This is a genomic window from Actinosynnema sp. NPDC023794 (assembly GCF_040639675.1).
Lineage (GTDB): Bacteria > Actinomycetota > Actinomycetes > Mycobacteriales > Pseudonocardiaceae > Actinosynnema > Actinosynnema luteola.
Genome location: NZ_JBFAFR010000014.1, coordinates 46,784 through 72,654, shown reverse-complemented (window position 1 = coordinate 72,654; position 25,871 = coordinate 46,784). Strand labels below are relative to the sequence as shown.

The window sequence follows — 25,871 nt, the reverse complement described above, 5'->3', positions numbered from 1 at the left end:
TCCGGGGTCTCTCTCGGCTCTATTGACAAAACAGATTTTTACGTACAACATGATTTTTGCGATGAGAGACGTCCTGTACTTGGAGCAGATCGAGCAGGCCGAGGCACTGCTCAAGCCGCAGCGCATCGAGGTGCTGCGGCAGCTCGCCGAGCCGCGGTCGTGCACCGAGGTCGCCGCCGCGCTCGACCAGACCCCGCAGCGGGTCTACTACCACGTGAAACGCCTGGTCGAAGCCGGTCTGGCGACCCAGGTGAACGAGCGGCGCGTGCGCGGCATCAACGAAGGCGTGTACCAGGCGAGCGCGCGCTCGTACTGGCTGTCGCCGGGACTGGTCGGCCGGCTCGGGCTGCGCCGCGCGCAGGACGAGCTCAGCCTGGGCTACCTGCTCGACCTCGTGGAACGGGTCCAGGCGGACATCGCGGGCCTCGACCGGACCCGGCCCGAGTTGCCGTCGCTCGGCGTGTCGGGCGAGATCCGGGTCCGGCCCGACCAGCGGCAGCAGTTCTTCGACGACCTGAAGACGACCTTGCAGGACCTGTTCGCCCGCTACGGCGGCGCGGAGGGCGACGCCTTCCGGCTGGCCGTGGCGTGCTACCCGAAGGAGGAGACCGATGAGTGAGACCCTGGTGCTTCGCGCCCGCACCACCACGCCCGTCGACCGGGTGCGCCGGGCGCTGACCGACGCCGGCGAGCTGAGCGCGTGGCTGGCCGAGCACGCGGCCGTGGAGCTGCCCGACCGGTTCGAGTTCTGGGGCCGCTACACGCCCGAGGGCGACGCGCCGCACCAGACCCTGCGGCACGTGGACGACAGCTCGCTGAGGTTCGACTGGAGGATCGGCGGCGAGGACACCACCGTCGAGATCAGGTGGGCCGCCGAGGACGGCGACACCGTCATCACGCTCTCGCAGAGCCACTTCCCGGGCTGGGGGGAGGTGGCCGTCGTGTCGACCCGCGTGCTCGGCTACCTGGCCACCTACTGGTGCCTGTCGCTGGCCAACCTGGTCGACCACGTCGAGGGCCGCCCGCTGACGCCGCAGGTGGACTTCAGCACCACCGAGATGCGCGGCGAGGTGCACATCGACGCACCCGTGGACGCGGTGGCCCACTCGCTGGTCGACGCCGAGCAGTACACGCGGTGGTTCGGCGCGAAGATCGACATCGAGGCGTGGGAGGGCGGCCGGGTCGCCATGGGCGGCTTCGAGGCGAACCCGCGGCCCGCGAAGGTGGTCGACTTCGAGCCCGGCAAGCGGATGGGCATCGACTGGGGCGGCATGGTGTCGACCTGGGAACTGGCCGAGTCCGGCGGCGGCACCCGGCTGACGTTCGTGCAGAGCGGGTTCGACACCGGTCAGCCGCCGTACGGCGCGTGGGCGGGTTGGCTGTCGGGCGTGGCGGAGCTGCGCCGGTTCCACGAGCTGCCCGACTGGCGGCCGATCTGGCTGCGGCCCGAGATGCCCGACCTGCCCGAGGGCGTGCTCAGCGAGGGCTGAGGCGGATCAGCTTCAGCTCGACGGCGGTCCGCACGGCCGCCGTCCTGGTGTCCACGCCCAGCTTGTCGAAGATCCGCACCAGGTGCGTCTTCACCGTCGCCTCGCTGATGAACAGGGCTTTCGCGATCTCCCGGTTCGACAGGCCGCGGGCGAGGTGGTCGAGGATCTGCACCTCGCGCTTGGTCACCGAGGGGGTCGGCGTGCGGCGCAGCAGGCGCCGCGCGATGTCCGGTGACAGCACGGTGCGGCCGGTCGCGCCCTGGCGAACCGCGGCGGCCAGCTCCTCCGGCGGGCAGTCCTTGAGCAGGTAGCCGGTCGCACCCGCCTCGACCGCGCGCACCACGTCCGCGTCCGAGTCGTACGTGGTCAGCACGACCACCTGCGGCGGATCGGGCAGGGCGCGGAGGCGCCGGGTGGCCTCCACACCGTCGATGCCCGCGCCGAGCTGCAGGTCCATCAGCACCACGTCCACGCCCCTGGTCGCGGCGAGGCGGACCGCGTCCTCGCCGGTGGCGGCCTCGCCGACCACCTCGAAGTCACGGGCCAGCAGCCCGGCCAGCCCGAACCGGACCACCGGGTGGTCGTCCACCACCAGCACCCTCAACAGCCCGGTCACGGTGTCGGCACGCTCACGGCCAGCGCCGTGCCCTCGCCCGGCGCGCTCTCCACCGTCATCGTGCCGCCCAACTCGGCGACCCGGTCGCGGATCGCGTCCAGCCCGTAGCCGCGACCGGGCTCCGGGCGGATCGCGGCCGGGTCGAACCCGCGGCCGTCGTCGCACACGTCGAGCGTCACCGCGTCACCCAGGTACGTCAGCGTGATGACCGTGGAGGTCGCGTCGGCGTGCTCACGGACGTTGGCCAGCGCGCCCTGCGCGACCCGCAGCAACGCCACCTCCACCGGCACCGGAAGCGGGTACGGCTCGCCCTCCACCTCGACCCGCTCGCACAGGGCGCGCAGCGCGTCGGTCAGCGTGCGGCCCTGCAGGGGCGAGAGGTCGCGGACGAACCGGCGTGCCTCGGCCAGGTTCTCCTTGGCCACCTCACGGGCCCGGTCGGTGGCGCCGAGTTCGAGCAGCAGCGTGATGCTGGACAGGCCCTGCGCCAGCGTGTCGTGGATCTCCCGGGCCAGCCGCTGCCGTTCCTCCAGCACACCGGCCTGGTGCAGCAGGCGGCGTCGGTCGAAGAACACCGCGGCGGTGATCACCGCGACCCCGACCGGGCCCAGCACCAGGCTCGGCTCGACCGCGTCGGCCAGCCGCACCTGCGCCAGCACCACCGCGCCGGTGAGCACGGCGGCCAGCGGCACGGCCAGGCGCGGGCGCAGCTGCCGCAGGCACTGGAAGAACAGCGGGATCGCGCACCAGCCGAAGCTCGGCGCCAGCCACACCAGCACCAGCCACAACGCCAGCACGGCCGGCAGCGCGGCCGTCCACCGCACGCCGAGCGGGTAGGCCGCGCCCAGCGCGGCGGCGACGAGCAGCACGACGGGCGCGACGCCGTGGTACGCGACGTACCGCGCCGCCGACGCCGTCAGCAGCACGTAGAAGCCCGCGTGCATCGCCCGGTGCAGCCACACGGGGCCGACCCTAGGCCAGGTTCCGGCCCGCGGGGTCAACCGATGGGTTGAACGGCTGTCGACCGGAACCACCAGGTGGCGGCGGTCCGGCGCGGCGAGGCTCGACCACGACACGAACCGGACGAGGAGGGTGTGGCGATGCGCAAGACCACGATCGCGGTGCTGGTGGCGTTGTCCGTGGCGGGCGCCGGCGGGTACGCGGTGGCCGACCAGCAGCACGGGCGCAGCGGCGTCGCGGTGCGTACCACGACGACGATCACGGTCGACGCGGCCGTCCAGGCGGCGCAGGCGGCCTTGGACGCCGCCGAGAAGGAGGGGCAGCGCGTCACGGTCGCCGTCGTCGACCGCGGCGGTGACGTGGTCGTGCTCCTGCACGGCGACGGCGCCGGGCCGCAGAGCGAGGAGTCGGCACGCCGGAAGGCGTTCACGTCGGTGTCGTTCAACGCCCCGACGTCGGTGCTGGCGGGCCGCGTGACCGGCGCCGGCGCGACGTTGCGCGACATCCCCGGCACGCTGTTCCTGGCCGGCGGCGTGCCCGTGGTGTCGGACGGCGCGCCCGTCGCGGGCATCGGTGTCGGCGGCGCTCCCAGCGGCGAGCTGGACGAGCGCTTCGCCCGCGCGGGCCTCGAAGCGATCGGCGGCTGACCGGTCCTGGGCCGTGAGCTGGGCGGACGGGGCGTCTCCCGGGCGGAACGCGGCCCGGGAAGCGCCCCGCCGGGCCGTGGCGTCCGGCCCGGCAATCGGCTGAATGGTCCATTCACCCGCGTTCAAGGCGGGGATGGCGTCACCGGGCGTTCGTCCGGGGTTAGGGTTCCGGTGTGGCCATCGCACGTGCCGAACGGCTCGTCAACCTGGTGCTGTGCCTGCTGTCGACCCGGCAGTACCTGACCGCCGAGCGCATCCGCGCCATCGTCCCCGGCTATGCCGACGCCGCGACGGACGAGGCGTTCTTCCGCATGTTCGAACGCGACAAGACCGAGCTGCGCGACCTCGGCGTGCCGCTGGAGACCGGCCGCAGCACGGGCTTCGACGCGATCGACGGGTACCGCATCGCGCGCCGGGACTACGAGCTCGGCGACATCGACCTCGAACCGGACGAGGCCGCCGCCGTGGCGCTGGCCGCCCGGCTCTGGGACTCGCCGCAGTTCACCGGCGCCGCGCACGGCGCCCTCATCAAGCTCCGCGCCGCGGGCGTCGACGTCGACCAGGACGTGCACGTGCCGGTCGAGCCGAAGGTCCGCACCAGCGAACCCGCGTTCCCGCCGCTGCTCGCGGCCGTGCAGGAGGGGCGCGTGGTCGAGTTCGACTACCGCCGCCCGGTGCCGGTCGAGGTGCGCACCCGCACCGTCGAGCCGTGGGGCGTGGTCGCCTGGCGCGGCCGGTGGTACCTCGTCGGGCACGACCGCGACCGCGACGCGCCGCGCTGCTTCCGGCTCTCCCGCATCGTCGGCGACGTCCGCGCGGTCGGCAAGGCGGGCGCCGTGCGGCGGCCCGACCAGTTCGACCTGCTGTCGTTCGTGGTCCGCAACCAACCCGCCGCCGACCAGCAGCCCGCCACCGCCAAGCTGTGGGTCGCGCGGGGCCGGGCGCAGGGCGTGCGCCGGCGGGCGGAGGTCGTCGGCACGCGGGACTTCGACGGCGAGCCCGGCGACGTGCTGGAGATCGAGCTGAGGTTCCCCGACTCGGCCGCCGGGTGGCTCGCGGGCTTCGGCCCGGACGTGGTGGTGCTGGAACCGGAAGTGCTGGCCAAGACCGTGCGGGAGAAGCTGCTCGGCGCGCTGCGCGGCGCGGGGGTGCGCGCATGAACGCCGCCACCGACCGGCTGCCCCGGCTGCTCGCCCTCGTGCCCTACCTGCTGGCCCGGCCCGGCATCCCGATCGACGAGGTCGCCGCCGACTTCGAGGTCACGCCCAAGCAGATCCGCAAGGACCTCGAACTGCTGTGGATGTGCGGCCTGCCCGGCTACGGCCCCGGCGACCTGATCGACCTGTCGTTCGAGGGAGAGACGGTCACCGTCACCTTCGACGCGGGCATGAGCCGCCCGCTGCGGCTGACCGCGGCCGAGGCGACGTCGCTGCTGGTGGCGCTGCGCGCGTTGGTCGAGACGCCGGGAGTGGCCGACCAGGACGCCGTGCAGCGCGCGGTGGCCAAGATCGAGGCCGCCGTCGGCCAGGCGCAGCCGGCCGGCGTGGCCGTGGGACTGGCCCTGCGGGAAGCGCCGGAGACGGCACGCGTGCGCGACGCGGTGTCGGACGGCGTGCGCCGCGGTCGCGCCCTGCACCTGCGCTACTACACGCCGTCACGCGACGAGATCACCGCGCGGGTCGTGGACCCGATGCGGATGCTGCTCGTGGAAGGCCGCAGCTACCTGGAGGCCTGGTGCCGCGCGGCGGACGGCGTGCGGCTGTTCCGCCTCGACCGGATCGACGCCGTCGACGTGCTGGACGAGCCCGCCGCCCCGCCGCCGCACGCCACGCCCACCGACACGTCGGAGGGGTTGTTCCAACCGGACCCGTCGCAGCGCACGGCCGTGCTGGTGCTCGAACCGGACGCCCGCTGGGTGGCCGAGTACTACCCGACCGACGGCCTGGTCGAGTTGCCGGAAGGCCGCGCCAGGGTGCTCATGCGGTACGCCGACACGGCCTGGATGGTGCGGCTGCTGCTCGGGTTGGGCGGCGAAGCGCACGTGGAGCAGCCACCCGACCTGGTGGCCGAGGTCGCCCGACAGGCCGAGGCGGCGTTGCGCCGGGCGGATCACCTCCCGGCAACCTAGGGCAAGTACGGTGGTGCCGTGCCGTACTTGCCGAGCCTGGTGCTGATCGTCCTCGGGGTGGTCGTGCTCGTCCCGTTCGCGGTTCGAGTCATCCGATCCTTGCGTCGCTTCCGCGCCGCTAGCACTCTGGTGGGTGACAGGGTCGGCGATGGCGTCGGTCTGCTGCGGGCGCGCTCTGCCGCGCTCAAGGTGGCCCTCGCCGAACGGCGTCCGGATCACGCCCGCGAGGGCAAGCCCCGCGTACCATCGGTGGACCGGGGGAGACAGGAGGACAACCGTGCCTAACCTCGGACCAACCGAGCTGATCATCATCGCCGTGGTGATCATCCTGCTCTTCGGCGCGAAGAAGCTGCCCGACATGGCCCGCTCGATCGGCCGTTCGGCGAAGATCCTCAAGGCCGAGACGAAGGGCCTGCGCAGCGAGGACGACCCGCAGCAGCAGGGCACGACGACGGCGCAGCAGGCGCCCGCGCCGCAGCAGCTGCCGCCCGCCCAGCCGCAGGTGGCCCAGCAGCCGGTCGCGCAGCCCCAGCAGGTCGCCCAGCCCGTGGCGCAGCCGCAGGTGGCCCAGCCCATCGAGCAGTCCGCGCAGAACCTGCAGAACAAGCAGAACTCCAACTAGAACCGCGTCAACTAGAGCCTAAGGACGGTCCGCACGGTGGGGGCAAGTCCGGTCCGGTGGTGGGCCCAGCGCCGGGAGCGCCGCAAGATCACGAGTCGTCGGGCCAACCCGGACGGCACGATGTCGTTGAAGCACCACCTCTACGACCTCCGGCACCGCCTGGGTCTGGCGCTGCTGTTCATCGCGAGCGGCGCGATCTTCGGCTTCATCTGGTGGAGCTGGTACCCCTTCGGCCTGCCCAGCCTCGCTTCCATCGTCATCGACCCGTACTGCGGCATCCCGGAGACCCTGCGGCTCACCCAGGAGGGCAAGGGCTGCCAGCTGCTGCAGACCAAGCCGTTCGAGGCCTTCATGATCCGGTTGAAGGTCGGCGCCGGCGCGGGCATGGCGCTCACCGCGCCCTTGTGGCTCTACCAGGTGTGGCGGTTCATCTCGCCGGGCCTGTACGCCAAGGAGCGGCGCTTCGCCATCGTCTTCGTGGCGTGCGCGTCGGTGCTGTTCGTCGCGGGCGCCACGCTGGCGTTCTACATCGTGCCGCAGGGCCTGGCCGTGCTGATCGGCTTCGGTGACGAGCAGTTCATCACCGCCCTCACCGCCGGCGAGTACGTCAGCTTCGTCATGACGCTGCTGCTGATCTTCGGCGTGAGCTTCGAGCTGCCGCTGATCGTGGTGATGCTCAACCAGGTCGGCGTGGTCAGCTACGAGAAGCTGCGCAAGTGGCGGCGCGGCATCATCTTCGGCCTGTTCATCTTCGCCGCGATCGCCACCCCGGGCACCGACCCGATCTCCATGGTCGCGCTGGCCGTGGCGCTCGTGCTGCTGTTCGAGCTGGCGATCCAGATCGCCAGGGTGCACGACCGGCGGGTCGAGCGCAGGCGCAAGGCCGAGGGTCTGGACGACATCGCGGACGACGAGGCCGCGCCGTTCGACTACACGCCGTCGGCGGTCGAGGAGCCGTCACCCGAACCGGTGCCCACACCCGATCCGATGCCCGAGTCGCCCGGCAAGGTTCGCTACGACGACGTGACCTGATCACTCGATCCGGTGAACGCTTTGTAGGCTGCCGGACCATGTCGACGTCAACGCGGGCGGCCCTGCTGGTGTGCCCCACCTCGGGCAAGGGCAGGGCCGCGCGCATGGCCGGCACCGTCGCGGAACGGCTGCGCGGCGTGGTCGACCGGTTGGACCTGCACGTGGCGGCCAGCGCCGAGGGCACGGCCGCGGCCGCGCGCCGGGCGGTGGCCGACGGCGTGGACGTGCTCGTGGTCCTCGGCGGCGACGGCGGCGCGCACCTGGCGGTCCAGGCGTGCGCGCAATCCTCGACGGCACTGGCCGTGGTGCCCGCCGGCACCGGGAACGACCTGGCCACAGCCCTCGGCACGACCTCGGTGGACGACGTGGTGACCGCGCTGCGCGAGGGCCACCGCGCCCGGTTCGACCTCGGGCGGGTGGAGCACGGCCCCTGGTTCGCCACCGTGCTGTGCGCGGGCTTCGACTCGGCGGTCAACGAGCGCGCGAACGCGATGCGCTGGCCCGCCGGACCACGCCGCTACGACCTGGCGATCCTCGCCGAGCTCGCGGCGCTGCGGCCCCGGCGGCTGGTGGTCGAGACCGAGGACGATGTGCTGGAACTGGACGCGCTGCTGGTCGCGATCGGCAACACGACCAGCTACGGCGGCGGCATCCCGGTGTGCCCGGACGCCTCCACGACCGACGGCCTGTTCGACCTCACCGTGGTGCGGGCCACGCCGCGGCGGACCCTGCTGCGGATGCTGCCCACGCTGCGCACCGGCCGGCACGTGGACCACCCGGCCGTGCGCACGCTGCGGGCCCGTTCCGCACGGCTGTCCGGGCCGTCCTGGGTGGCCTACGCCGACGGCGAGCGCCTCAGCGGTGTGCCGCTGACGACGACGTGCGTCCCGGGCGCCCTCATCGCCGTCACCGGTGCCGGCTGATCACGTCGCGCTTGCGCCACGAGGCGTGCGCCTCCACCGTGCCCCGGTCGAACAGCCAGCCGGCGACGGTCAGCACCCCGCCCGCCGCGTCCAGCGGCGTGTCGTGCGCCGACTCGACCGTCTCGATCTCGTGCCTGCCGCAGTCCCGGATCGCGTCGCAGCGGACCGAGATCTCGCCCTCCACCTGCCACGGCGGAGGCGGTCTCAGCACGTTGCGGTGCGGGTCGCGGGGCAGCGAGACGTGCACGAGGAAGGCCACCTCCTCGAACTCGGCGAGCGCCGACAGCCCCGCGTAGGGCGCGCCCGGCAGGTGGTCGAACACCAGCCCGGCGCCCGGCCTGCCGAGGTGGTCGGCCAGCCGCTCGATCCGCGCCTCGGCCAGCCTCAGCACGGCGAGCACCGGGTCGACCTCGACCAGGTCGGGGAACACCCACCTGAGGTCGCCCTCCGCCAACGGGATCGCTTCCACGGCTACCGAGTGTGCACCACGGTTTACCTTCATAGTCTTTATAGCTTCAGTGTTGACTAAAAGAGATGTCCCGGGACCGGTCGCGACGGTGTTCCGGGTTCCGCTGCGGATCTGAAGCGATTTTGTCGGTCCCGTATGACAGCCTGGACAGGTGTCAAGCACTCCGCGGTCTCCAGCCGACTCGTACGCGGACTTCCGCCGCCGCTCCTCCCGGCCCAAGCTGGCCGACTTCCTGGGGGTCATCTCGTTCGAACTCGACCCGTTCCAGGAACGCGCCTGCGAGGCGCTGGAAGACGGGCACGGCGTGCTGGTCTGCGCCCCGACCGGCGCCGGCAAGACGGTCGTCGGCGAGTTCGCCGTGCACCTGGCCCTGTCCGAGGGCCGCAAGTGCTTCTACACGACGCCGATCAAGGCCCTGTCGAACCAGAAGTACGCCGACCTGGTCGCCCGCTACGGCGCCGCCAAGGTCGGCCTGCTCACCGGCGACACGTCGGTCAACGGCGACGCGCCGATCGTCGTGATGACCACCGAGGTCCTGCGCAACATGCTGTACGCGGGCTCCTCCACCCTGAAGACCCTCGCCTACGTGGTCATGGACGAGATCCACTACCTGGCCGACCGGTTCCGCGGCCCCGTGTGGGAGGAAGTGATCCTGCACCTGCCCGAGTCCGTGCGGCTCGTCGGCCTGTCCGCCACGGTCAGCAACGCCGAGGAGTTCGGCGAGTGGCTGGTCGAGGTGCGCGGCGACACCACCGTCGTCGTCGACGAGCACCGGCCCGTGCCGCTGTGGCAGCACATGATGGCGGGCGGCCGGATGATGGACCTGTTCGCCGGCGAGGGCCCCGACGGGCACGCCCGCATCAACCCGCAGCTGCTGCGGCACACCGACGACCTGTCGCGCTTCCACGTGCCGTGGAGCCGCAACCGCAACAACAAGGACCAGCGGGGCCGCCCGCCGCGCGGCTCGGGGTTCAAGCCGCCGTCCCGGGTCGACATCGTGCAGCGGCTCGACGGCGCGGGCCTGCTGCCCGCCATCGACTTCGTGTTCAGCCGGGCGGGCTGCGACGCGGCCGTGCTCCAGTGCGTGCGGGCCGGGCTGCGGCTCAACTCCACCGACGAGGTCGAGCAGATCCGCGAGGTCATCGAGGAGAAGACCAAGGACCTGCCCCAGGGCGACCTGATGGTGCTGGGCTACTGGGAGTGGCGCGAGGCGCTCGAACGCGGCATCGCCAGCCACCACGCCGGCCTGCTGCCCGCGTTCAAGGAGACCGTGGAGGAGCTGTTCGTCCGCGGCCTGGTGAAGGTCGTGTTCGCCACCGAGACGCTGGCGCTCGGCATCAACATGCCCGCGCGCACCGTCGTGCTGGAGAAGCTGGTCAAGTACAACGGCGAAGCGCACGTCGACCTCACACCCGGCGAGTACACGCAGCTCACCGGACGCGCGGGGCGGCGCGGCATCGACGTCGAGGGCCACGCGGTGGTCGTGTGGCAGCCCGGCGTCGACCCGAAGGCCGTCGGCGGCCTGGCGTCCACCCGCACGTACCCGCTGCGGTCGTCGTTCCGCCCCGGCTACAACATGGCCGTCAACCTGGTGAACCAGCTGGGCGCGGCGGCGGCCCGGGAGATCCTGGAGCAGTCGTTCGCCCAGTTCCAGGCCGACCGGTCGGTGGTCGGGCTGGCCCGGCGGATCGAGCGCAACCGCGAGGCGCTCGGCGGGTACGCCGAGGCGATGACGTGCCACCTCGGCGACTTCACCGAGTACGCGTCGCTGCGCCGCCGGGTCGCCGAGCGGGAGAAGGCGTTGGCGCGCCAGAACACCTCCGCGAAGCGGGCCGAGGCGGCGCAGTCGCTGGAGCGGCTGCGCAAGGGCGACGTGATCGCGGTGCCGTCCGGGCGCCGGTCCGGGCTGGCCGTCGTGATCGACCCGGGGCTGGAGCCGCTCGGCGAGGCGCGGCCGTTCGTGGTGACCGAGGACCGGTGGGCCGGCCGGCTGTCGTCGGCGGACTTCCCCCTGCCGGTGGAAGTGCTGGGCAAGATGCGGCTGCCGAAGCAGGTCGACACGCGGTCGCCGAAGTCGCGGCGAGACCTGGCGGCGTCGTTGCGCGCCACCGGGATCGTCGCGCCGGCCATGCGGAAGCGCCGTTCGACGGCGGACGACGACGCGGAACTGGCCACGTTGCGGCGGGCGTTGCGCGCGCACCCGTGCCACGGCTGCGAGAAGCGCGAGGAGCACGCCCGCTGGGGCGAGCGGTACCACCGGCTGCTGGCCGAGACCGAGCAGGTGGAGCGCAAGGTCGCGGCCACCACGCACTCGTTGGCGCGCGAGTTCGACCGCATCCGCGGCCTGCTGCGCGAACGCGGCTACCTGCACGAGGAGGAGAACGGGCCCGGCGAGGAGGTCACCGAGCACGGCAAGCGGCTGACCAGGCTCTACAGCGAGTCCGACCTGCTGGCCGCGGAATGCCTGCGGCACGGAGTGTGGCGCGACCTCGACCCGGCCGAACTCGCCGCGGTCGTGTCGGCGCTGGTGTACGAGGCGCGCCGGGACGGTCCGCTGGAAGCCCGGCTGCCGCCGGGCAAGGTGGCGGACGCGTTGACCGCGACCGCGCGGCTGTGGGCGGAGCTGGAGGACGACGAGCGCAGGCACCGGCTCGACCGGACCCGGCAGCCCGACCCGGGGTTCGCGTGGGCGGTGTACCGGTGGGCGCGCGGCGAGTCGTTGGAGAAGGTGCTGTCCGCGGCGGAGGAGAACGGCGCCGAGCTCGGCGCGGGGGACTTCGTGCGGTGGTGCCGGCAGGTGATCGACTTCCTGGACCAGATCCGGGACGTCGTCGGCGGCGGTGATCCGGTGGGCGCCGCCGCGCGCAAGGCGGTGGACGCGTTGCGCCGCGGGGTGGTCGCGATGGCCACCGTTTGACAAAGCTTTGCGGGGCGGGTGGGTACCGTGCGGGTGGCTGTGGTTTGATCGCGCCCGCAAGCCTTGAACAGCTTGTCCAGATCGTTTGCAGACCGACCTTGTCCAGACCGACCGTCGGAGGCCGAGCATGACCAGTCCGTACGGACCGTCCGGAGGGAACGACCCGCAGCCGCAGTGGGGCCAGCAGCAACAGCCCTACGGTGGTGGGTACCCGGGCACGCCGTCGGGTGGTTTCCCCGCTCAGCAGCCCAATCCCTACGGGCAGCCGGATCCCTCGCAGCAGCAGCAGTGGGGGCAGCAGCCGGGCCAGCAGCCGTACACGCAGCAGTACCCCGCCGGGTACGACCCGAACAACCCGCAGTCGAACCCGTACGGGCAGCCGCAGCAGGGTCAGTACGGGCAGCCCGGCCAGTTCGGGCAGCCGGGTCAGCCCGGCCAGTTCGGGCAGCAGCCTGGTCAGTTCGGTCAGCCGGGGCAGTACGGCCAGCAGCAGCCGAAGAAGTCCGGCGCCGTGCTGTGGGTCGTGGTCGCGCTGGTCGTGCTGGTGGTCGCGGCCGTCGGCATCACCGGTTTCGTCGCGCCGGGGTTCTTCAACACCAAGGTCTTCGACCAGACGGCCGTGCAGAACGGTGTCGTCGGCGTGCTGAAGGACGACTACAAGATCTCCGACGTGGAGAACGCGACCTGCCCGGCCGAGCAGGAGGTCAAGCCGAACACGACCTTCGAGTGCAAGGTGAAGGTCGGCGGCAAGGACAAGACGGTCAAGATCACCGTGAAGACCGAGGACGGCGAGTACGAGGTCGGCCAGCCCGCCGGCTGACCTCCCGGTCCGCGCCCCGAGGCCACCCCCGCTGTCGACGCGGGGGTGGCCTCGGGGTTTTCGCGCCTGCTGGTCTTGCGCCTGGTGGGTTTCGCGGGGTGAAACTCGTTAGCGATGCGAGCGACCTCTACGGCACCATTCGGAGGTGACCGACTACGACATCCGCCTGCTGGACGACTCCGAGTACCGGACCGCGCACACCCTGTTCCGCGGCACGCTGCACCACGGGGCGGCCCCCGACGACCAGTGGAAGTTCGCGCAGGAGACGTACGACGAGGGACGCGTGTTCGGCGCGTTCGGCGACGGGGAGATGATCGGCACGCTCCAGTCGTTCCCGTCGCGGCTGGCCGTGCCGGGCGGGGCCGTCGTGCCGCACGCCGCCGTGAGCCGGGTCGGGGTGCGGGCGGACTGGACGCGCCGCGGTGTGCTGAGCGCGCTGCAGCGGGCGCAGTTGCGGGCGCTGCGGTCGGGCGGCGACGTGATCGCCTCGCTGCGCGCGTCGGAGACCGCCATCTACGGCCGGTACGGCTACGGCGTCGCCACCAGGTACCGGTCCCTGCGCATCGACCGGCGCAAGGCCGCCCCGCGCACGCGCCCGGTCGGTCGGGTGCGGCTGGTCGAGGGCGAGGCGGGGGAGCGGATCGCGCACGGGCTGTTCGCCGAGCTGTCGCCGGGGCGTGCGGGCACGATCTCCCGGTGGCCCGCGTGGTGGAGCCTGAACGTCCGGCGCGTGGCGGCCGAGGAGAACATCAAGATCGCGGTGCGCTCGGGCGCGTCCGGTGACGACGGCTACGTGGCGTTCAAGGTCGCGCCCGGCAGGCACGACTCGAGCGAGGAGAAGCCGACCACGCTGATGGTGCTGGACCTGTGGGCGCACAACGCCGAGGCGTGGGCCGATCTGTGGCTGTTCGTGCTCGGCGTCGACCTGGTCGCGGAGGTGTCGGCGTTCGGCCGGCCGGTGGACGAGCCGGTGGAGTGGCTGCTGGGCGACCGGCGCGCGTGCCGGGTCACCGAGGAGACCGACGAGACGTGGCTGCGCCTGCTCGACGTCCCGGCCGCCCTGTCGGCGCGGACGTACCGCCAGTCCGAGCCGGTGGTGATCGGCGTGCGCGACGCTTACCTGCCGGAGAACGCGGGCTCGTACCGCGTCGCGTCGGACGGCGTGACGCGGGTCGACGACTCCCCCGAGCTGGTGCTGGACGTGGACGCGCTCGGTTCGACCTACCTGGGCGACGTGTCGTTCACGACGCTCGCCGCCACCCGTCGGTTGGACGTCGTCGACCCCGGCGCCCTCGCACGCGCCGACGCGCTGTTCGAGGTCTCCGCGCCACCGTGGAGCGGCACCTTCTTCTGACCCCGCCGCGCCTCCCGCGACCTACCGCCTGACCTCCGCCGCACCGCCAACGTCGGCCTCCGGCGGCCACAGGCGGCCCATCCGCCGCCGGCAGCCACCTCCGCCGACCCGCAGCTCATGATCCGCCGGTGGCCGCACGCGGCTCCCGCCAACGGCCGGCTGGCGGTGGCCGGCGCTGCTCGCGCCCATTGGCGTGGCCGGTGCGGCTAGCGGCGCTCCAGCGCGGTCAGCAGCCTCGGCAACGAGCTGCCGAGGCCCCACCGCCGGGTCAGCTCGGCGACGCGGTCCGGGTCGACGGGTGCCGCGGGCACGACGTCCGGGCGGTCCATGACGATCTTCGCGTCGGTCGCCACGTTGACCACGGTCGGCGCGACGGCGAGGTAGTCCTGGGCGTTGAGCAGGGCGGTGCGGGCGCGGGTGGTGAGTTTGCGGTCGCGGCCGTCGTGGACGGCGTCGAGGACGGCTTGCAGCGAACCGAACTCGCTGATCAGCTTCGCCGCCGTCTTCTCGCCGATGCCGGCCACGCCGGGCAGACCGTCGGACGGGTCGCCGCGCAGCACGGCCATCCCGGCGTACGCGCGCCCGGCCTCGTGCACCGGCAGCGCGTACTTGGCGGCCAACTCCACCGGACCCAGCAACTCGGCCTTCGCCCACCCGCGGCCGAGGTACAGGACGCGCACCGGGGTCGGCTCGTCGCGCACGACCTGGAAGAGGTCGCGGTCGCCGGTGATCACTTCGACCGGGTCGACGGTCTCGCGGGCGGCGAGGGTGCCGATGACGTCGTCGGCTTCGTAGCCGTCGGCCTCGGCGGTCGCGATGCCCACCGCGTCCAGCACGTCGAGGATGATCGGCACCTGCGGGGTGAGGGTGTCGGGCACCTCTTCCTCGCCGTCGGCTGCGCCCTCGGCCACGCGGTGCGCCTTGTACGACGGGAGCGCGGCGACGCGGAACTCCGGGCGCCAGTCGGCGTCCAGGCAGGCGACCAGGCGGCTCGCCTTCCGGTCGGTGATGACCTTCGCGATCGTGTCGACGAACCCGCGCACCGCGTTCACCGGTGTGCCGTCCGGTGCGGTCATCGACTCGGGCAGCGCGTAGAACGCCCGGAAGTACAGGCTGGCGGCGTCCATCAGGACCAGCGGGTTGCTCACCCGGGACAGCTTGCCAGAGACCACCGACATCGTGGACGGCTCGGGCCCGTCCCTGTGGATAACCCAGCTGCCAGGTGCATGACTCGGGCCTCGGGCCTCCTCTGCGTGGGCTGGGTGGGTGCGGGTGAGTGAGGGCGGGTGCGGGGTGCGGGTCGAGGGCTGGGTGCGGGGCGGGGGTTGTGTGGGCAGGCACGGTGCGGGGCGGGGGGTGAGGTTTGGGCATGGCATGGGGGTGGTTGCGGCGGGCCTCGTTGTTCCAACCGACGTTTCAGTGGGGTGGAAACGGCGTTATTGTTCATCGGATTGTCAATGATCACCCGGTCGTGGATTAGGGCGCCGGGAAATGGCAGGTAGGCGGGCGTGCTGCCCCGATCGAGGGATAGGGACCCTGGCGCGGTGGCTTGTGGCGTAGGACGGGCTCCGCACCACTAGGCTTCCCTGCATGTCGACCCATGTTGGGCCCGTCGACGTGGACGCCCTGCGCGCGCGCCTCGACCGGGCTGCCGCGGCCGCCGCCATCGCGGGCGTTGACGCGTTGCTCATCGCGCCCGGTTCGGATCTGCGCTACCTCATCGGCGCGGGCGGCACGTCGTTCGAGCGGTTGACCTGTCTGGTGGTGCCGGTCGGTGGTGTGCCGGTGTTGGTGGTGCCCAAGTTGGAGCACCCGGGCTATGCCGACGTCCCCACCGACGCGCTCGGCGTGGACGTGGCCACGTGGGTCGACGGCGAGGACCCGTACGCCTTGGTCAAGCGGGCGTTGAAGGGGAACCGGACGGCCGTCTCCGACATGATGCCGGCGCTGCACGCGTTGCGGTTGCGGGACGCCGTCAGCGCCGACCAGGTGCTGGCCGGGCCCGTGTTGCGCGAGTTGAGGATGCGCAAGGACGACACCGAGGTGGCCGCGTTGCGCAAGGCGGGCGCGGCGATCGACCGGGTCCACGCGCGAATGGCCGAGTGGCTGCGCCCCGGCCGCACGGAGGCCGAGGTGGGCGCGGACATCGCCGCCGCGATCGTCGCCGAGGGTCACGTGGCGGCCGAGTTCGTCATCGTCGCCTCCGGCCCGAACGGCGCGTCGCCGCACCACGACCTGTCCGACCGCGTGATCGAGGCGGGCGACGTGGTGGTGGTCGACATCGGCGGGCCCGTGGCGGAGGGCTACAACTCCGACTCCACCCGCAACTACGTGCTCGGCGAGCCCCGTGACGCCGACGTGTGGCAGACCTACGCGGTCCTGCAGGCCGCGCAGAAGGCCGCCGTCGACGCGGTGCGGCCCGGCGTCACGTGCGAAGCGGTGGACGCCGCGGCACGCGACATCATCTCCGACGCGGGTTTCGGCGAGTACTTCGTCCACCGCACGGGCCACGGCATCGGGCTGGACGTGCACGAGGACCCCTACATCGTCGGCGGCAACGACCTGCCGCTCGAGCCGGGCATGGCGTTCAGCGTCGAACCCGGCATCTACCTGCCCGGACGGTGGGGCGCGCGGATCGAGGACATCGTGATCGCCACCGCCGACGGCGTGGAGAGCGTCAACAACCGACCGCACGAGCTGGTGGTGCTGCCCACGTGACGAACCTGGAGCCGATCGACCGGGCGATCCTGCGCGAACTGGCGGCCGACGGCCGGTGCAGCTTCACCGACCTCGCCGAACGGGTCGGGCTGAGCGTGTCCGCCGTGCACCAGCGGGTGCGGCGGCTGGAGCAGCGCGGCGTGGTCCGCGGCTACGCGGCGCGGCTGGACGGCGACGAGGTCGGCCTGCCGCTGACCGCGTTCATCTCCCTGACCCCGATCGACCCGGCGGCTCCGGACGACTACCCGAAGCGGCTCGAGCACCTGCCGCAGATCGAGGCGTGCTACTCCGTCGCCGGCGACGCCTCCTACGTGCTGCGCGTGCGCGTGGCGTCGCCGCACGCGTTGGAGGAGCTGCTCAGGCAGATCCGCGAGGTGGCGAACGTGTCCACCCGCACCACGGTCGTGCTGTCCACGCCGTACGAGGACCGGCCGCCCGCGGTGTGATCAGAACAGCCGCGCCCACGTGTTCGTGAAGCGGCGGAGCACGTCGCGGTCACGCCGGTCGGGCGCCACCGGCAGGAGGCGCTCGACCTCGTCGTCGGTCGCGGGCCGCACGGACAGCACGAACTCGCGCACGGCCTCGACGTCGGCGCGCTTCGTCACCACGGCGACCGCCTCCACCTCACCGATCCGCCGCACGAACACGTGGTCCACCGGGTCCTGCCGGTACTCCGGCTCCGTCGTCCCCGCAGTGGCGGGTCGCACCACGAGCCGCGGGAACGCGTGCAGCTCGCCGCCGTCGCCGGACCGGCTGTAGTCCAGGGTGGCCAGGCCGTCGGAGACTGTCAGCCGGGGGAACTGGTACCCCTCCGGCGTGGCGATCAGCAGCACGCCGCCGGGCAGGTCGGCGTGCGCGATGCGGGACGCCGCGTCGTCGCCGGGCATCGTGGTGGGCAGCCAGACGCCGAAGGCCACGGCGGCGACGGTCACCACGCCTGCGACGAACCGGACCACGAGGCCGTGCGCCAGCATCGCCGCGACCAGCGCGAACGGCACGCCGAGCGCGGGCAGCGCGAGCCACGACGGCGGCTCGGCGGGTTCGCTCGACTCCAGCACCGCGTTGTAGAACACGGCGCCGACCAGCCCGAACACGGTCACCAGAGCCGCCCAGCCGAGCCGGGGCAGCGGCGTGGCCGTCAGCGGGCTGCCGCGGGAGGTGAACGTGCCGATCAGGTACGCCACCGCGAACGGGCCGGCCAGGCCGATCAGGACCAGCACGGCGCTCTGGACGAAGAACCCGAACAGCACCAGCCAGCCGACGAACGCCGCGGACAGCCCCATGACGAGCCACACCACGGCGATCTGCACGGGAACCCGGTAGTCGAGCACGCGCACACGCTCTCGTGACCCGGGCGTGGCGGGCATCGGTGGATCTACTCAAACGGGTCGGCGGTGATCGCGTCGTAAGCGGCCTGGACGCGGGCGAGCGCCTCGGCGTCCACGGTGAGCTCGACGTCGTCGATGCCCGACACGGCGACCACGCCGATCGAGTTGGTCAGGAACGCGCCCCGGTAGCGGCCCACGTCGGCCAGCCGCACCACCTCGCGCCGCGACGGCAGCTCCCGTTCCAGCAGCTGCATGGTGATGCCGTGCAGCCAGTCCGCCCGCGGCCACACCACACCGTCACCGTCGTCGAAGAACGCGATGTTGGCGATCGCGCCCTCCACCACGACGCCGTCGGCGGTGAGCAGCGCGTCGTCGTAGCCGGCCCGGACGGCGCGGCGCCCGTGGTGGAGCTGGCCGAAGCCGCCGAGGTGCTTCACGTGCGGCAACGGGCGCGTGTAGTCGACCGACATCAGGCGCTGGGGCGTCGGCGGGGGAGTGGCCGGCGGGCGCACCACGACCATGACCGACGGCGCGTCCACGCCGAACACGACGACCCGGACGGCCGCGTCGCGGACGTCGTCGGCCAGCGCGTGCGAGATCAGGGCGCGGACGCGGTCGCCGTCCAACGGGGTGCCGTAGAGCTCCCGGTTGGCCTGGTCGAGGCGGCGCAGGTGCAGGTCGAGGCCCTTCGCCCGGCGGTCGCGGACCTGCATGGCGGTGAAGTGCCCGTAGTTGGCCAGCAGGCCGGGCGCGAAGTGGTCGACGGTCGGCGGCTCGCCCTCGATCTCGATCCTCAGCACGGGGGTGAACGTAGCGTGGCGGGAATCGAGGGTCGGCGGTCGTTGCCGCCGTCCCGTGAGGTGGGGAGGGTGGGCGTTGTGGAACGCGAGGTCCTGGTGGTCGGGTACGACGGTGCGGCGCTGACCGACATCGCGGGCCCGGCGGACGTGTTCGCCGGCGCGAACCAGGCGCTGGCCGCCGACTGGGCGCTGGTCGCCGATCAGACGCCGGCCGTCGACCGGGCGCGCGGGAGCGACCGGGCGCGTGCCCGCGACCTGCGGCAAGGGGCCGGTCGAGCGCGTGGCGGCTACCGGGTGCGGCTGGCGGGGATCGGTGGCGGGTTCGAGGTGACCGGCGGGTTGCGGATGGAGGCCGAGGACCTGCGGGACGTGTCCGGCGGGGTGGACACGGTCCTCGTGGTCGGCGGCTTCACGTTCGCCGACGCCGCCCGTGACGACGAACTGCTGCACCACCTGCGGCGGGTCGCGGGTGGCGCGCGGCGGGTGGGCAGCGTGTGCACGGGCGCGTTCGTGCTGGGGGCGACCGGGCTGCTCGACGGCGCCCGGGCCACGACGCACTGGGCGTTCTGCGACCGGCTCGCGGCCGTCCACCCGTCGGTGGACGTGGTGCCGGACGCGATCTACGTGCAGGACGGGCGGCTGGTCACGTCCGCCGGCGTCACCGCGGGCATCGACCTCGCGCTGGCGCTGGTGGAACGCGACCACGACGCCGCGCTGGCCCGGCTGGTCGCCCGCTGGATGGTGGTGTTCCTGCAACGCCCCGGCGGCCAGTCGCAGTTCAGCGTCCGCTCACGGGTGCCGCCGGTGCGGGAACCGGGGCTGCGGTCCGTGCTCGACGCGATCGCCGACGACCCGGCGGCCGGCTGGACGGTCGACGGCATGGCCCGCCGCGCCGCGATGAGCCCGCGGCACTTCGCCCGCGTGTTCCCGCGCCGGGTCGGCGTGTCACCAGCCCGCTACGTCGAACGGGTCCGGGTCGAGGCGGCGGCCGGGCTGCTGGAGTCCGGCGACGAAGGGCTGGACGTCGTCGCCAAGCGCACGGGTTTCGGCTCGGCGGAGACGCTGCGCCGGGCTTTCCTGCGGGTGCTCGGCGTGACGCCGGGCGGCTACCGCGACAGGTTCCGCACCACCGGTGCGGCATGACGACAGGGGGAACGACGTGGACGTGGCTTTCGTGCTCTACCCGAAGATGACCGCGCTGGACCTGGTGGGACCGTACGAGGTGCTGGGCCACCAGCCGGAGGTGACCGCGCACTTCGTCGCCGCCTCGCTCGACCCGGTGATCACCGACGCCGGGCTGACGATCGTGCCGACGACGACGTTCGCCGAGCTGGACCGCGTCGACGTGATCGTGGTGCCCGGCGGCGGTGGCTGGGCGGAGGTGCTGGCGGAGGGCGTGGTCGCGGAGTGGCTGCGCGTGGCGCACCCGACCGCGACCTGGACCACGTCGGTGTGCAGCGGGTCGACGTTGCTGGCGCAGGCGGGCATCCTCGACGGCCGTCCGGCGACCACGCACTGGGCGTTGCGCGACGAACTGGCCGCCCGGGGCGCGGTGGTCAGCACCGACCGGGTCGTCATCGACGGGTCCGTCGTCACCGGGGCCGGTGTGTCCGCCGGCATCGACATGGCGCTCACCCTCGTCGGCCGGATCTGGGGCGACGAGCGGGCCCGGTTCACCCAGCTGTTCATCGAGTACGACCCCCAGCCGCCCTACCAGGCCGGTTCCCCCGAGACGGCGCCCGCCGAGCTCGTCGCCTTCGCCCGCGGCGTGTTCGCGGGGAGTTGACCGGGTCACCGCGGCGGGCGCGGCGGGCTGCTGCCTGCCGCGCCCGCGCCGGACCCGCCCGGCCGGACGTCGGGGCTCACAGCGTCGCGGGCAGGCCGAAGAGCGGGAACCGGTCCGACGGGAACGTGGTGATCTCCACGATCTCGTCCTCCTCGATCCGCAGCACGTCCAGCGCCACCGGCTTGAAGAGCTCCTCGCCGGGCTTGCGGGCGTAGTTGGCGAGCGCGGGCTGCCGGTTCGCCCACGTCTGCACCACCTTCCACTCGCCGAACGCCTCCGGGCCCACCATCACCGACGCGCAGATGTCCATCACGGCGTCGCGGCCGGAGTGCCGCTCGGGCTGCGGCGGCATCGTCCACGTGACGTCCTCGCGCAACGCCGAGGCCATCAACTCCATGTCGCAGCGCTCGGTGGCCTCGACGAGCCTGCGGACCACCGCCTTCTCCCTCGGGTTCGGCTCGCCCGACCAGTCGGCACGCCGTTGCGGCAGGTGCTTGCGCATCGTGACGCGGGCGCGTTGCAGCGCGCTGTTCACCGCGGGCACCGTGTCCTCCAGCAACGCCGCCGTCTCGCTCGCCGGCCAGCCCAGCACGTCCCGCAGCACCAGCGCCGCCCGCTGCCGGGCAGGCAGGTGCTGCACGGCGGCCAGGAACGCCAGCTCGATCGTCTCCCGCGCGACCACCTCCGCGTCCGGCTCGGCGTCCAGCAGGGCGTCCGGGAACGGCTGCAGCCACGGCACGTCGGCCGTCGGCACCCCGTCGGCGACGGCGAGCGCGGGACGGCGGTCGATCACGTCGAAGCACGCGTTCGTGGCGATCCGGTACAACCAGGCGCGGAACGACGACCGGCCCTCGAACGTGTCCCTGGCGCGCCACGCCTTGAGGAACGTCTCCTGCACGAGGTCCTCCGCCTCGTCGAACGAGCCGAGCAGCCGGTAGCAGTGCACCCGCAGCTCGTGCCGGCACCGCTCGGCCTCCCGCGTGAAGTCGACGGTCATCTGCGCAACCTCGCTCATGGTCATCCTCCGGGCTTGTACGGTGACGTGCCGGTCGCACGCCGCACAAGTTGTGACGGGGCCGGCCCGGGAAACTCATCGGTCGCGGCCGGATCGGGGGAGCGGGTGGTCGGGGGCACGGGGTTCCGCGCGGTGTTCGCGGTGCCGGAGTTCCGGGTGTTGTGGTCGGCCGCGGTGCTCTCGACCGTCGGGGACCAGCTGGCCAGGGTGGCGTTGTCGGTGCTGGTGTTCCAGCGCACCGGGTCCGCGGCGTGGACGGCGCTGACCTACGCGTTGACGATGTTGCCCGCGCTGGTGTCCGGGGTGCTGCTGACGGGGCTGGCGGACCGGTACCCGCGGCGGACCGTGATGGTGGTCGCCGACGCGGTGCGCGCCGTGCTGCTGGCCGTGATGGCGGTGCCGGGCGTGCCGCTGCCGGTGGTGGCGGTGTTGCTGGTGCTGGCGCAGCTGGCCGAGCCGCCGTTCGCCGCCGCGCAGGGCGCCCTGCTGCCGTGCGTGCTGGGCGGGAAGTACGAGGCCGGGCAGTCCGTGCACCTGATCACCCACCAGGCGGGGCTGCTGCTGGGGTTCGTCGGCGGCGGGCTGGTGGTGGCGTGGCTGGGCACGTCCGGCGCGCTGCTCGCCGACGGGGTGACGTTCGCGGTGTCGGCGTTGCTGCTGCGGTTCGGCCTGCGCCACCGGCCCGCCCCGGCGTCCGTGCCCGCGGCGCGCGTGCGGATCCGGGCCGGCGCCGCGCTGGTGTGGCGGGACCGGCGGCTGCGGCTGCTGGTCGGCCTGGGGTGGCTGGCGCTGTTCACCGTGGTGCCGGAAGGGCTGGCCGCGCCGTTCTCGGCGGAGGTCGGGGCGGGTGCGGCGGGGGTCGGCCTGCTGCTGGCCGCCGACCCGGCCGGGATGGTCCTCGGCACCGTGCTGCTGCGCTTCCTGCCCGCGTCGGTGCGGGTGCGGTTGCTCGGGCTGCTCGCGGTCGCCACCGCGTTGCCGCTGGTCGGGTACCTGCTCGCGCCGAACCTCGTCGGCGCGGTGGCGTTGCTCGCGGTGAGCGGTGTGTTCAGCGCCTACCAGGTGACGGCGGGCGCGACGTTCGTGCGCCTGGTGCCGGACGAGCAGCGCGGCCAGGCGTTGGGCTTCGCCCGCAGCGGCCTGGTCGCCGCGCAGGGCATCGGCGTGGCGGCGGGCGGCCTGCTGGCGTCCGCGACGGGCTCGGCGACCACCGCGATCGCCGTGGCGGGCATCGCGGGCACCGTCCTGGCCCTCACCGCCACCACCGCGTGGTCCCGCGTGGCGCCCGCGGCGGTCGCCTGACCGTGTTGTGGCGCAACCGGTCGTTCCTGCTGTTGTGGGCCGGGCAGTCCGTGTCCCTCGTCGGGTCGCAGGTGACGGTGGTCGCGGTGCCGTTGGTGGCGGCCCTGACGTTGGGCGCGGGGCCTTGGGCGATCGGGGTGGTGACCGCGTGCGGGAGGTTGCCGTACCTCGTGTTCGGGTTGCCGGCCGGGGTGTGGGTCGACCGGCTGCCGAGGCGGGTGGTGGCCGGGGTGTGCGCCGTCGGGCAGGCGGTGAGCCTGGCGGTCGTGCCGGTGGCGGCGGGGCTCGGGGTGTTGTCGGTGGCGTTGTTGGCCGTGGCGGCGGCGGTGGCGGGGACGTTCGCCGTGTTCGGTGACATCGCCGGGTTGGCGTTGGTGCCGATGGTGGTGCCCGCCGGGCAGTTGACGCGCGCCCAGGGTGTGGTGGAGGTGGGGCAGGCGACGGCGCAGGTGGCCGGGCCCGCGGTGGGCGGGTGGCTGGTCGGGGCGGTCACGGCGGCGGGCGCGGTGGTGGCCGACGCGGTCAGCTTCCTGGTCGCGGCGGTGACGTTGGTGTGGGTCCGGGTGGTCGAACGGCCGCAGGCCGGTGCGGGCATGTGGGCCGGGGTGCGGGCGGTGTTCGGCCACCAGGGGCTGCGGCGGGTCACGCTGTGCACCGCGACGCAGGTCTTCTGGTTCAACGCCTTCACCGTCGTGGTGCTGCTGCACCTGGTGTCGGCGTTGGGCCTGTCGGCGGCGCAGGCGGGGCTGACGCTGTCCGCGGGCGCCGTCGGCGGGCTGTTCGGCGCGCTCGTCGCGGCCCGGTTGGGCGGGTGGTGGGGTCGGCGGCGGACGATGGTCGCCGCGATCCTGGTCACCGGCGCGGGGCAGGCGTCGGTCGCGGCGGACCAGCTGGTGATCGGCGCGGTGGCGGTGATGTGGTTCGCGCTGCAGGTCTACAACGTGCACCAGGTGCCGGTGCGGTACGAGGCGACGCCCGCCGCCCTGCACGGGCGCGTCAACGCGACCATCCGCACGGCGGTCTGGGGCACCGCGCCCGCCGGCGCGCTGGTGGGCGGCCTGCTCGGCGACGCCGTCGGCCCGCGGGCGACGCTCGTGCTCAGCGGCCTCGGCGTCGCGACGGCGTGCCTGTGGCTGGTCCGGGCACGCGTCGGGTGAGCGCGCCGGCCGCGGGAGCCGGAGCGCTCGCCGCGGCCCGCGCGTGGCCTCGGTAGGTGTCGTTCACCTTCGGGGGAACCCGTCTTCACCAGATCTTGTCGCGCATGGCGGCGCACCTCCCCTCGACGTGGCGGGCAGCGGGAACAGCGGCACCAGGGGGATCACCAGATCTTGTCGCGCACGACCACACCTCGCCTCCGTCTCGACACGCCTACGACCGGCGGTGTCACCAGATCTTGTCGCGCACCGCGATCACCTCCAGTGGTCCTGGTCACCCCGGTAGCGGCTGACATCGACACAGGTCACCATTACTGTGACCCTCCGTCCGGACGCCATGACGGTCCGGGGCAGACAGTCGTGAGGAACCATGGGCAGAGCGGGTTCGACGTCGTCGGGCGATCGACGCTGGTCACTATGGTCCCTGCCCGGGCGGGCCCTGGTGTACGTGCTGTCGGTGGATCTGCTCGCCGTTCTCGCGCTCGCCGCCACGGTCGAGTGGCCGGTGCCCGCCGACTCGTGGACCGCGTTCGCCGTCCTGGCCGGCTGCGCCGCGCTGCACCTGCACTGCTCGCGCTGGATCGAGCGCATCCGCCGCGACCACAGCCACCTGCCGCACGTCGACCTGTGCAGCATCTGGATCCTGGCCGGCGCCCTCGTGCTGCCGCCCTCGCTCGCCGTCGCGCTCGTCGTGCTGATGTACGCGCACCGCTGGTGGGTCGTCGGTCGCTGGGACGCCTCACGCCCACCGCACCGCACCGTGTTCACCACGTCGATGATGGTGCTGGCCACGCTCGCCGCGAGCACCGTGGCGGGCGTCACCGGCCTGCGCGAGCACCTGCGCGCCGGGCAGCCCGACGGCGCGCTCGACCTCGTCGGCCTGGTCGGCGCGGGCGCGGCGCAGTGGCTGGTCAACACCGCCCTGGTGGCCGCGGTGATCCTGCTGACCGTCCGGCCCCGCTCGGTGAAGGACGCCCTCGGCACTGGCGCGGACAACCTGCTGGAAGCGGGGCAGCTCGCGCTGGGCGGCTTCGTCGCCCTCGCCGTGGCGTGGTGGCCCGGGTTCGCGCTGCCGATGGTCGTCGCGGCCGTCGCCCTGCACCGCACCGTGCTCATCCACCAGCTGGAGCTGGCCGCCCGCACCGACACCAAGACCGGCCTGCTCAACGCCGAGGCCTGGCACCTGCGGGCCACGCTGGAGCTGCAGCGCACCCGGCAGCAGCCGCCCGGCGCGCGGGTCGGCCTGTTCATGATCGACGTCGACCACTTCAAGGACATCAACGACACGCACGGCCACCAGACCGGCGACCTCGTGCTGCGGCGCATCGCGGCGGCGCTGGAGAGCGCGGTCCGGCGGGGTGACGCGGTGGGCCGCTTCGGCGGCGAGGAGTTCGCCGTGCTGCTGCCCGGCGTGGACCACGAGGAAGCGACGGCGATCGCCGAGCGGGTGCGCGCGGAGGTCCACCGGGTCCTCGTGGACGTCGGCGACGGCGGCGTGGTGGCGGGCCTCACGGTCAGCATCGGCATCGCGGTGTGGCCGGAGGTCGACGAGGACACCGTGTCGGGGCTGCTCGCGGCGGCGGATTCGGCGCTGTACGAGGCGAAGCGGCTCGGCCGCGACCAGGTGCAGGCGGCGGGCAGGCGTCGCCGCGCCCGGTGGACGCCGGCGGCACGGTCCGAACGCCCCGGGGTGTAACGACCGCGACTACCCGGCGGATCTGCTACAGGTCGGGCCTTCGGTGGCGTAGTTTCCTGCCCGCCACCTCCGACACGGTGGACCTCCTCGCTTG

At 73.2% G+C, this 25,871-nt stretch carries 26 protein-coding genes; 19 read left to right on the top strand and 7 right to left on the bottom strand.

Annotation, left to right across the window (positions count from 1 at the left end):
* Nucleotides 1-61 precede the first annotated feature (61 nt).
* Nucleotides 62-619, top strand: a complete 558-nt coding sequence (locus tag AB0H12_RS26095; protein WP_499626128.1) for an ArsR/SmtB family transcription factor — start codon at nt 62-64, stop codon at nt 617-619.
* Entirely contained in the window at nt 612-1,490 is an 879-nt protein-coding gene (locus tag AB0H12_RS26090; protein ID WP_499626126.1) for an SRPBCC family protein, read from the top strand. Before AB0H12_RS26095 ends, AB0H12_RS26090 begins: the two co-directional genes overlap by 8 nt.
* Here AB0H12_RS26090 and AB0H12_RS26085 read toward each other — a convergent pair.
* Both AB0H12_RS26085 and AB0H12_RS26080 read right to left on the bottom strand, forming a co-directional pair.
* Nucleotides 1,477-2,097, bottom strand: a complete 621-nt coding sequence (locus tag AB0H12_RS26085) for a response regulator (protein WP_499626365.1) — start codon at nt 2,095-2,097, stop codon at nt 1,477-1,479. The genes AB0H12_RS26090 and AB0H12_RS26085 overlap by 14 nt on opposite strands.
* A gap of 5 nt (nt 2,098-2,102) precedes the next feature.
* Nucleotides 2,103-3,068 (bottom strand): sensor histidine kinase, encoded by a 966-nt coding sequence (locus tag AB0H12_RS26080; protein ID WP_499626124.1) that lies wholly within the window; start codon nt 3,066-3,068, stop codon nt 2,103-2,105.
* 138 nt (nt 3,069-3,206) lie between these two features.
* On the opposite strand from AB0H12_RS26080, the gene AB0H12_RS26075 reads away from it, so the two are divergent.
* The 7 genes from AB0H12_RS26075 to AB0H12_RS26045 all read left to right on the top strand — a co-directional run bounded on the left by AB0H12_RS26075 (nt 3,207) and on the right by AB0H12_RS26045 (nt 8,418).
* Nucleotides 3,207-3,713 carry a GlcG/HbpS family heme-binding protein gene (locus tag AB0H12_RS26075; RefSeq protein WP_499626122.1) on the top strand — a complete coding sequence of 169 codons (507 nt, stop codon included), beginning with the start codon at nt 3,207-3,209 and terminating at the stop codon, nt 3,711-3,713.
* 173 nt (nt 3,714-3,886) lie between these two features.
* Entirely contained in the window at nt 3,887-4,873 is a 987-nt protein-coding gene (locus AB0H12_RS26070; protein WP_499626120.1) for a helix-turn-helix transcriptional regulator, read from the top strand.
* Nucleotides 4,870-5,841: a helix-turn-helix transcriptional regulator gene (locus AB0H12_RS26065; RefSeq protein WP_230565777.1), complete on the top strand. Its 972-nt coding sequence runs from the start codon at nt 4,870-4,872 to the stop codon at nt 5,839-5,841. The genes AB0H12_RS26070 and AB0H12_RS26065 overlap by 4 nt, the downstream gene beginning before the upstream one ends.
* A gap of 18 nt (nt 5,842-5,859) precedes the next feature.
* Nucleotides 5,860-6,126: a bacteriophage holin gene (locus AB0H12_RS26060; RefSeq protein WP_499626117.1), complete on the top strand. Its 267-nt coding sequence runs from the start codon at nt 5,860-5,862 to the stop codon at nt 6,124-6,126.
* Complete coding sequence (gene tatA, locus AB0H12_RS26055; protein ID WP_499626115.1) at nt 6,119-6,463, top strand: Sec-independent protein translocase subunit TatA; 345 nt, start codon at nt 6,119-6,121, stop codon at nt 6,461-6,463. Before AB0H12_RS26060 ends, tatA begins: the two co-directional genes overlap by 8 nt.
* Nucleotides 6,464-6,583: 120 nt before the next feature.
* Nucleotides 6,584-7,495, top strand: coding sequence for a twin-arginine translocase subunit TatC (gene tatC, locus AB0H12_RS26050; RefSeq protein WP_499626363.1), 912 nt, complete (start codon nt 6,584-6,586; stop codon nt 7,493-7,495).
* 38 nt (nt 7,496-7,533) lie between these two features.
* On the top strand, nt 7,534-8,418 hold the full coding sequence (locus AB0H12_RS26045) for a diacylglycerol/lipid kinase family protein (protein WP_499626114.1): 885 nt from the start codon (nt 7,534-7,536) through the stop codon (nt 8,416-8,418).
* Here AB0H12_RS26045 and AB0H12_RS26040 read toward each other — a convergent pair.
* Nucleotides 8,402-8,887: a hypothetical protein gene (locus AB0H12_RS26040; protein WP_499626112.1), complete on the bottom strand. Its 486-nt coding sequence runs from the start codon at nt 8,885-8,887 to the stop codon at nt 8,402-8,404. The two genes, AB0H12_RS26045 and AB0H12_RS26040, sit on opposite strands and share 17 nt — an antisense overlap.
* A 151-nt stretch (nt 8,888-9,038) precedes the next feature.
* Here AB0H12_RS26040 and AB0H12_RS26035 point away from each other — a divergent pair, with 151 nt between their 5' ends.
* The 3 genes from AB0H12_RS26035 (at nt 9,039) to AB0H12_RS26025 (ending at nt 13,978) form a co-directional block, all read left to right on the top strand.
* On the top strand, nt 9,039-11,804 hold the full coding sequence (locus tag AB0H12_RS26035; RefSeq protein ID WP_499626111.1) for a DEAD/DEAH box helicase: 2,766 nt from the start codon (nt 9,039-9,041) through the stop codon (nt 11,802-11,804).
* A 127-nt stretch (nt 11,805-11,931) separates the two neighbouring features.
* The gene (locus AB0H12_RS26030; protein WP_499626109.1) at nt 11,932-12,624 is read left to right on the top strand and encodes a DUF4333 domain-containing protein; all 693 of its coding nucleotides are present in this window, start codon (nt 11,932-11,934) and stop codon (nt 12,622-12,624) included.
* A gap of 145 nt (nt 12,625-12,769) precedes the next feature.
* Nucleotides 12,770-13,978 carry a GNAT family N-acetyltransferase gene (locus AB0H12_RS26025; RefSeq protein WP_499626108.1) on the top strand — a complete coding sequence of 403 codons (1,209 nt, stop codon included), beginning with the start codon at nt 12,770-12,772 and terminating at the stop codon, nt 13,976-13,978.
* 206 nt (nt 13,979-14,184) lie between these two features.
* Here AB0H12_RS26025 and AB0H12_RS26020 read toward each other — a convergent pair whose 3' ends face one another.
* Entirely contained in the window at nt 14,185-15,126 is a 942-nt protein-coding gene (locus AB0H12_RS26020) for a 5'-3' exonuclease (RefSeq protein ID WP_499626106.1), read from the bottom strand.
* 442 nt (nt 15,127-15,568) lie between these two features.
* On the opposite strand from AB0H12_RS26020, the gene AB0H12_RS26015 reads away from it, so the two are divergent.
* Both AB0H12_RS26015 and AB0H12_RS26010 read left to right on the top strand, forming a co-directional pair.
* Complete coding sequence (locus AB0H12_RS26015; RefSeq protein WP_499626105.1) at nt 15,569-16,696, top strand: M24 family metallopeptidase; 1,128 nt, start codon at nt 15,569-15,571, stop codon at nt 16,694-16,696.
* Nucleotides 16,693-17,142 carry an Lrp/AsnC family transcriptional regulator gene (locus tag AB0H12_RS26010; RefSeq protein WP_197289421.1) on the top strand — a complete coding sequence of 150 codons (450 nt, stop codon included), beginning with the start codon at nt 16,693-16,695 and terminating at the stop codon, nt 17,140-17,142. The genes AB0H12_RS26015 and AB0H12_RS26010 overlap by 4 nt, the downstream gene beginning before the upstream one ends.
* On the opposite strand, the gene AB0H12_RS26005 is transcribed toward AB0H12_RS26010, so the two are convergent.
* Nucleotides 17,143-18,027, bottom strand: a complete 885-nt coding sequence (locus AB0H12_RS26005; protein ID WP_499626103.1) for a hypothetical protein — start codon at nt 18,025-18,027, stop codon at nt 17,143-17,145.
* Between the two features lie 44 nt (nt 18,028-18,071).
* Nucleotides 18,072-18,824, bottom strand: a complete 753-nt coding sequence (locus AB0H12_RS26000) for an aminotransferase class IV (protein ID WP_499626101.1) — start codon at nt 18,822-18,824, stop codon at nt 18,072-18,074.
* A gap of 69 nt (nt 18,825-18,893) precedes the next feature.
* Between AB0H12_RS26000 and AB0H12_RS25995 the strand changes: the two genes are divergently transcribed.
* A complete protein-coding gene (locus AB0H12_RS25995) occupies nt 18,894-19,967 on the top strand; it encodes a GlxA family transcriptional regulator (RefSeq protein WP_499626099.1) in 1,074 nt (357 codons plus the stop codon).
* 16 nt (nt 19,968-19,983) lie between these two features.
* Nucleotides 19,984-20,610, top strand: a complete 627-nt coding sequence (locus AB0H12_RS25990; RefSeq protein ID WP_499626096.1) for a DJ-1/PfpI family protein — start codon at nt 19,984-19,986, stop codon at nt 20,608-20,610.
* A 76-nt stretch (nt 20,611-20,686) separates the two neighbouring features.
* Here the strand turns inward: AB0H12_RS25990 and AB0H12_RS25985 are convergent, their stop codons facing one another.
* Nucleotides 20,687-21,631: an RNA polymerase subunit sigma-70 gene (locus tag AB0H12_RS25985; protein WP_499626094.1), complete on the bottom strand. Its 945-nt coding sequence runs from the start codon at nt 21,629-21,631 to the stop codon at nt 20,687-20,689.
* Between the two features lie 99 nt (nt 21,632-21,730).
* On the opposite strand from AB0H12_RS25985, the gene AB0H12_RS25980 reads away from it, so the two are divergent.
* The 3 genes from AB0H12_RS25980 (at nt 21,731) to AB0H12_RS25970 (ending at nt 25,777) form a co-directional block, all read left to right on the top strand.
* On the top strand, nt 21,731-22,927 hold the full coding sequence (locus AB0H12_RS25980) for an MFS transporter (RefSeq protein WP_499626092.1): 1,197 nt from the start codon (nt 21,731-21,733) through the stop codon (nt 22,925-22,927).
* Nucleotides 22,894-24,084 carry an MFS transporter gene (locus AB0H12_RS25975; protein WP_499626090.1) on the top strand — a complete coding sequence of 397 codons (1,191 nt, stop codon included), beginning with the start codon at nt 22,894-22,896 and terminating at the stop codon, nt 24,082-24,084. The genes AB0H12_RS25980 and AB0H12_RS25975 overlap by 34 nt, the downstream gene beginning before the upstream one ends.
* Nucleotides 24,085-24,529: 445 nt before the next feature.
* Nucleotides 24,530-25,777 (top strand): GGDEF domain-containing protein, encoded by a 1,248-nt coding sequence (locus AB0H12_RS25970; RefSeq protein ID WP_499626088.1) that lies wholly within the window; start codon nt 24,530-24,532, stop codon nt 25,775-25,777.
* Nucleotides 25,778-25,871: the final 94 nt, after the last annotated feature.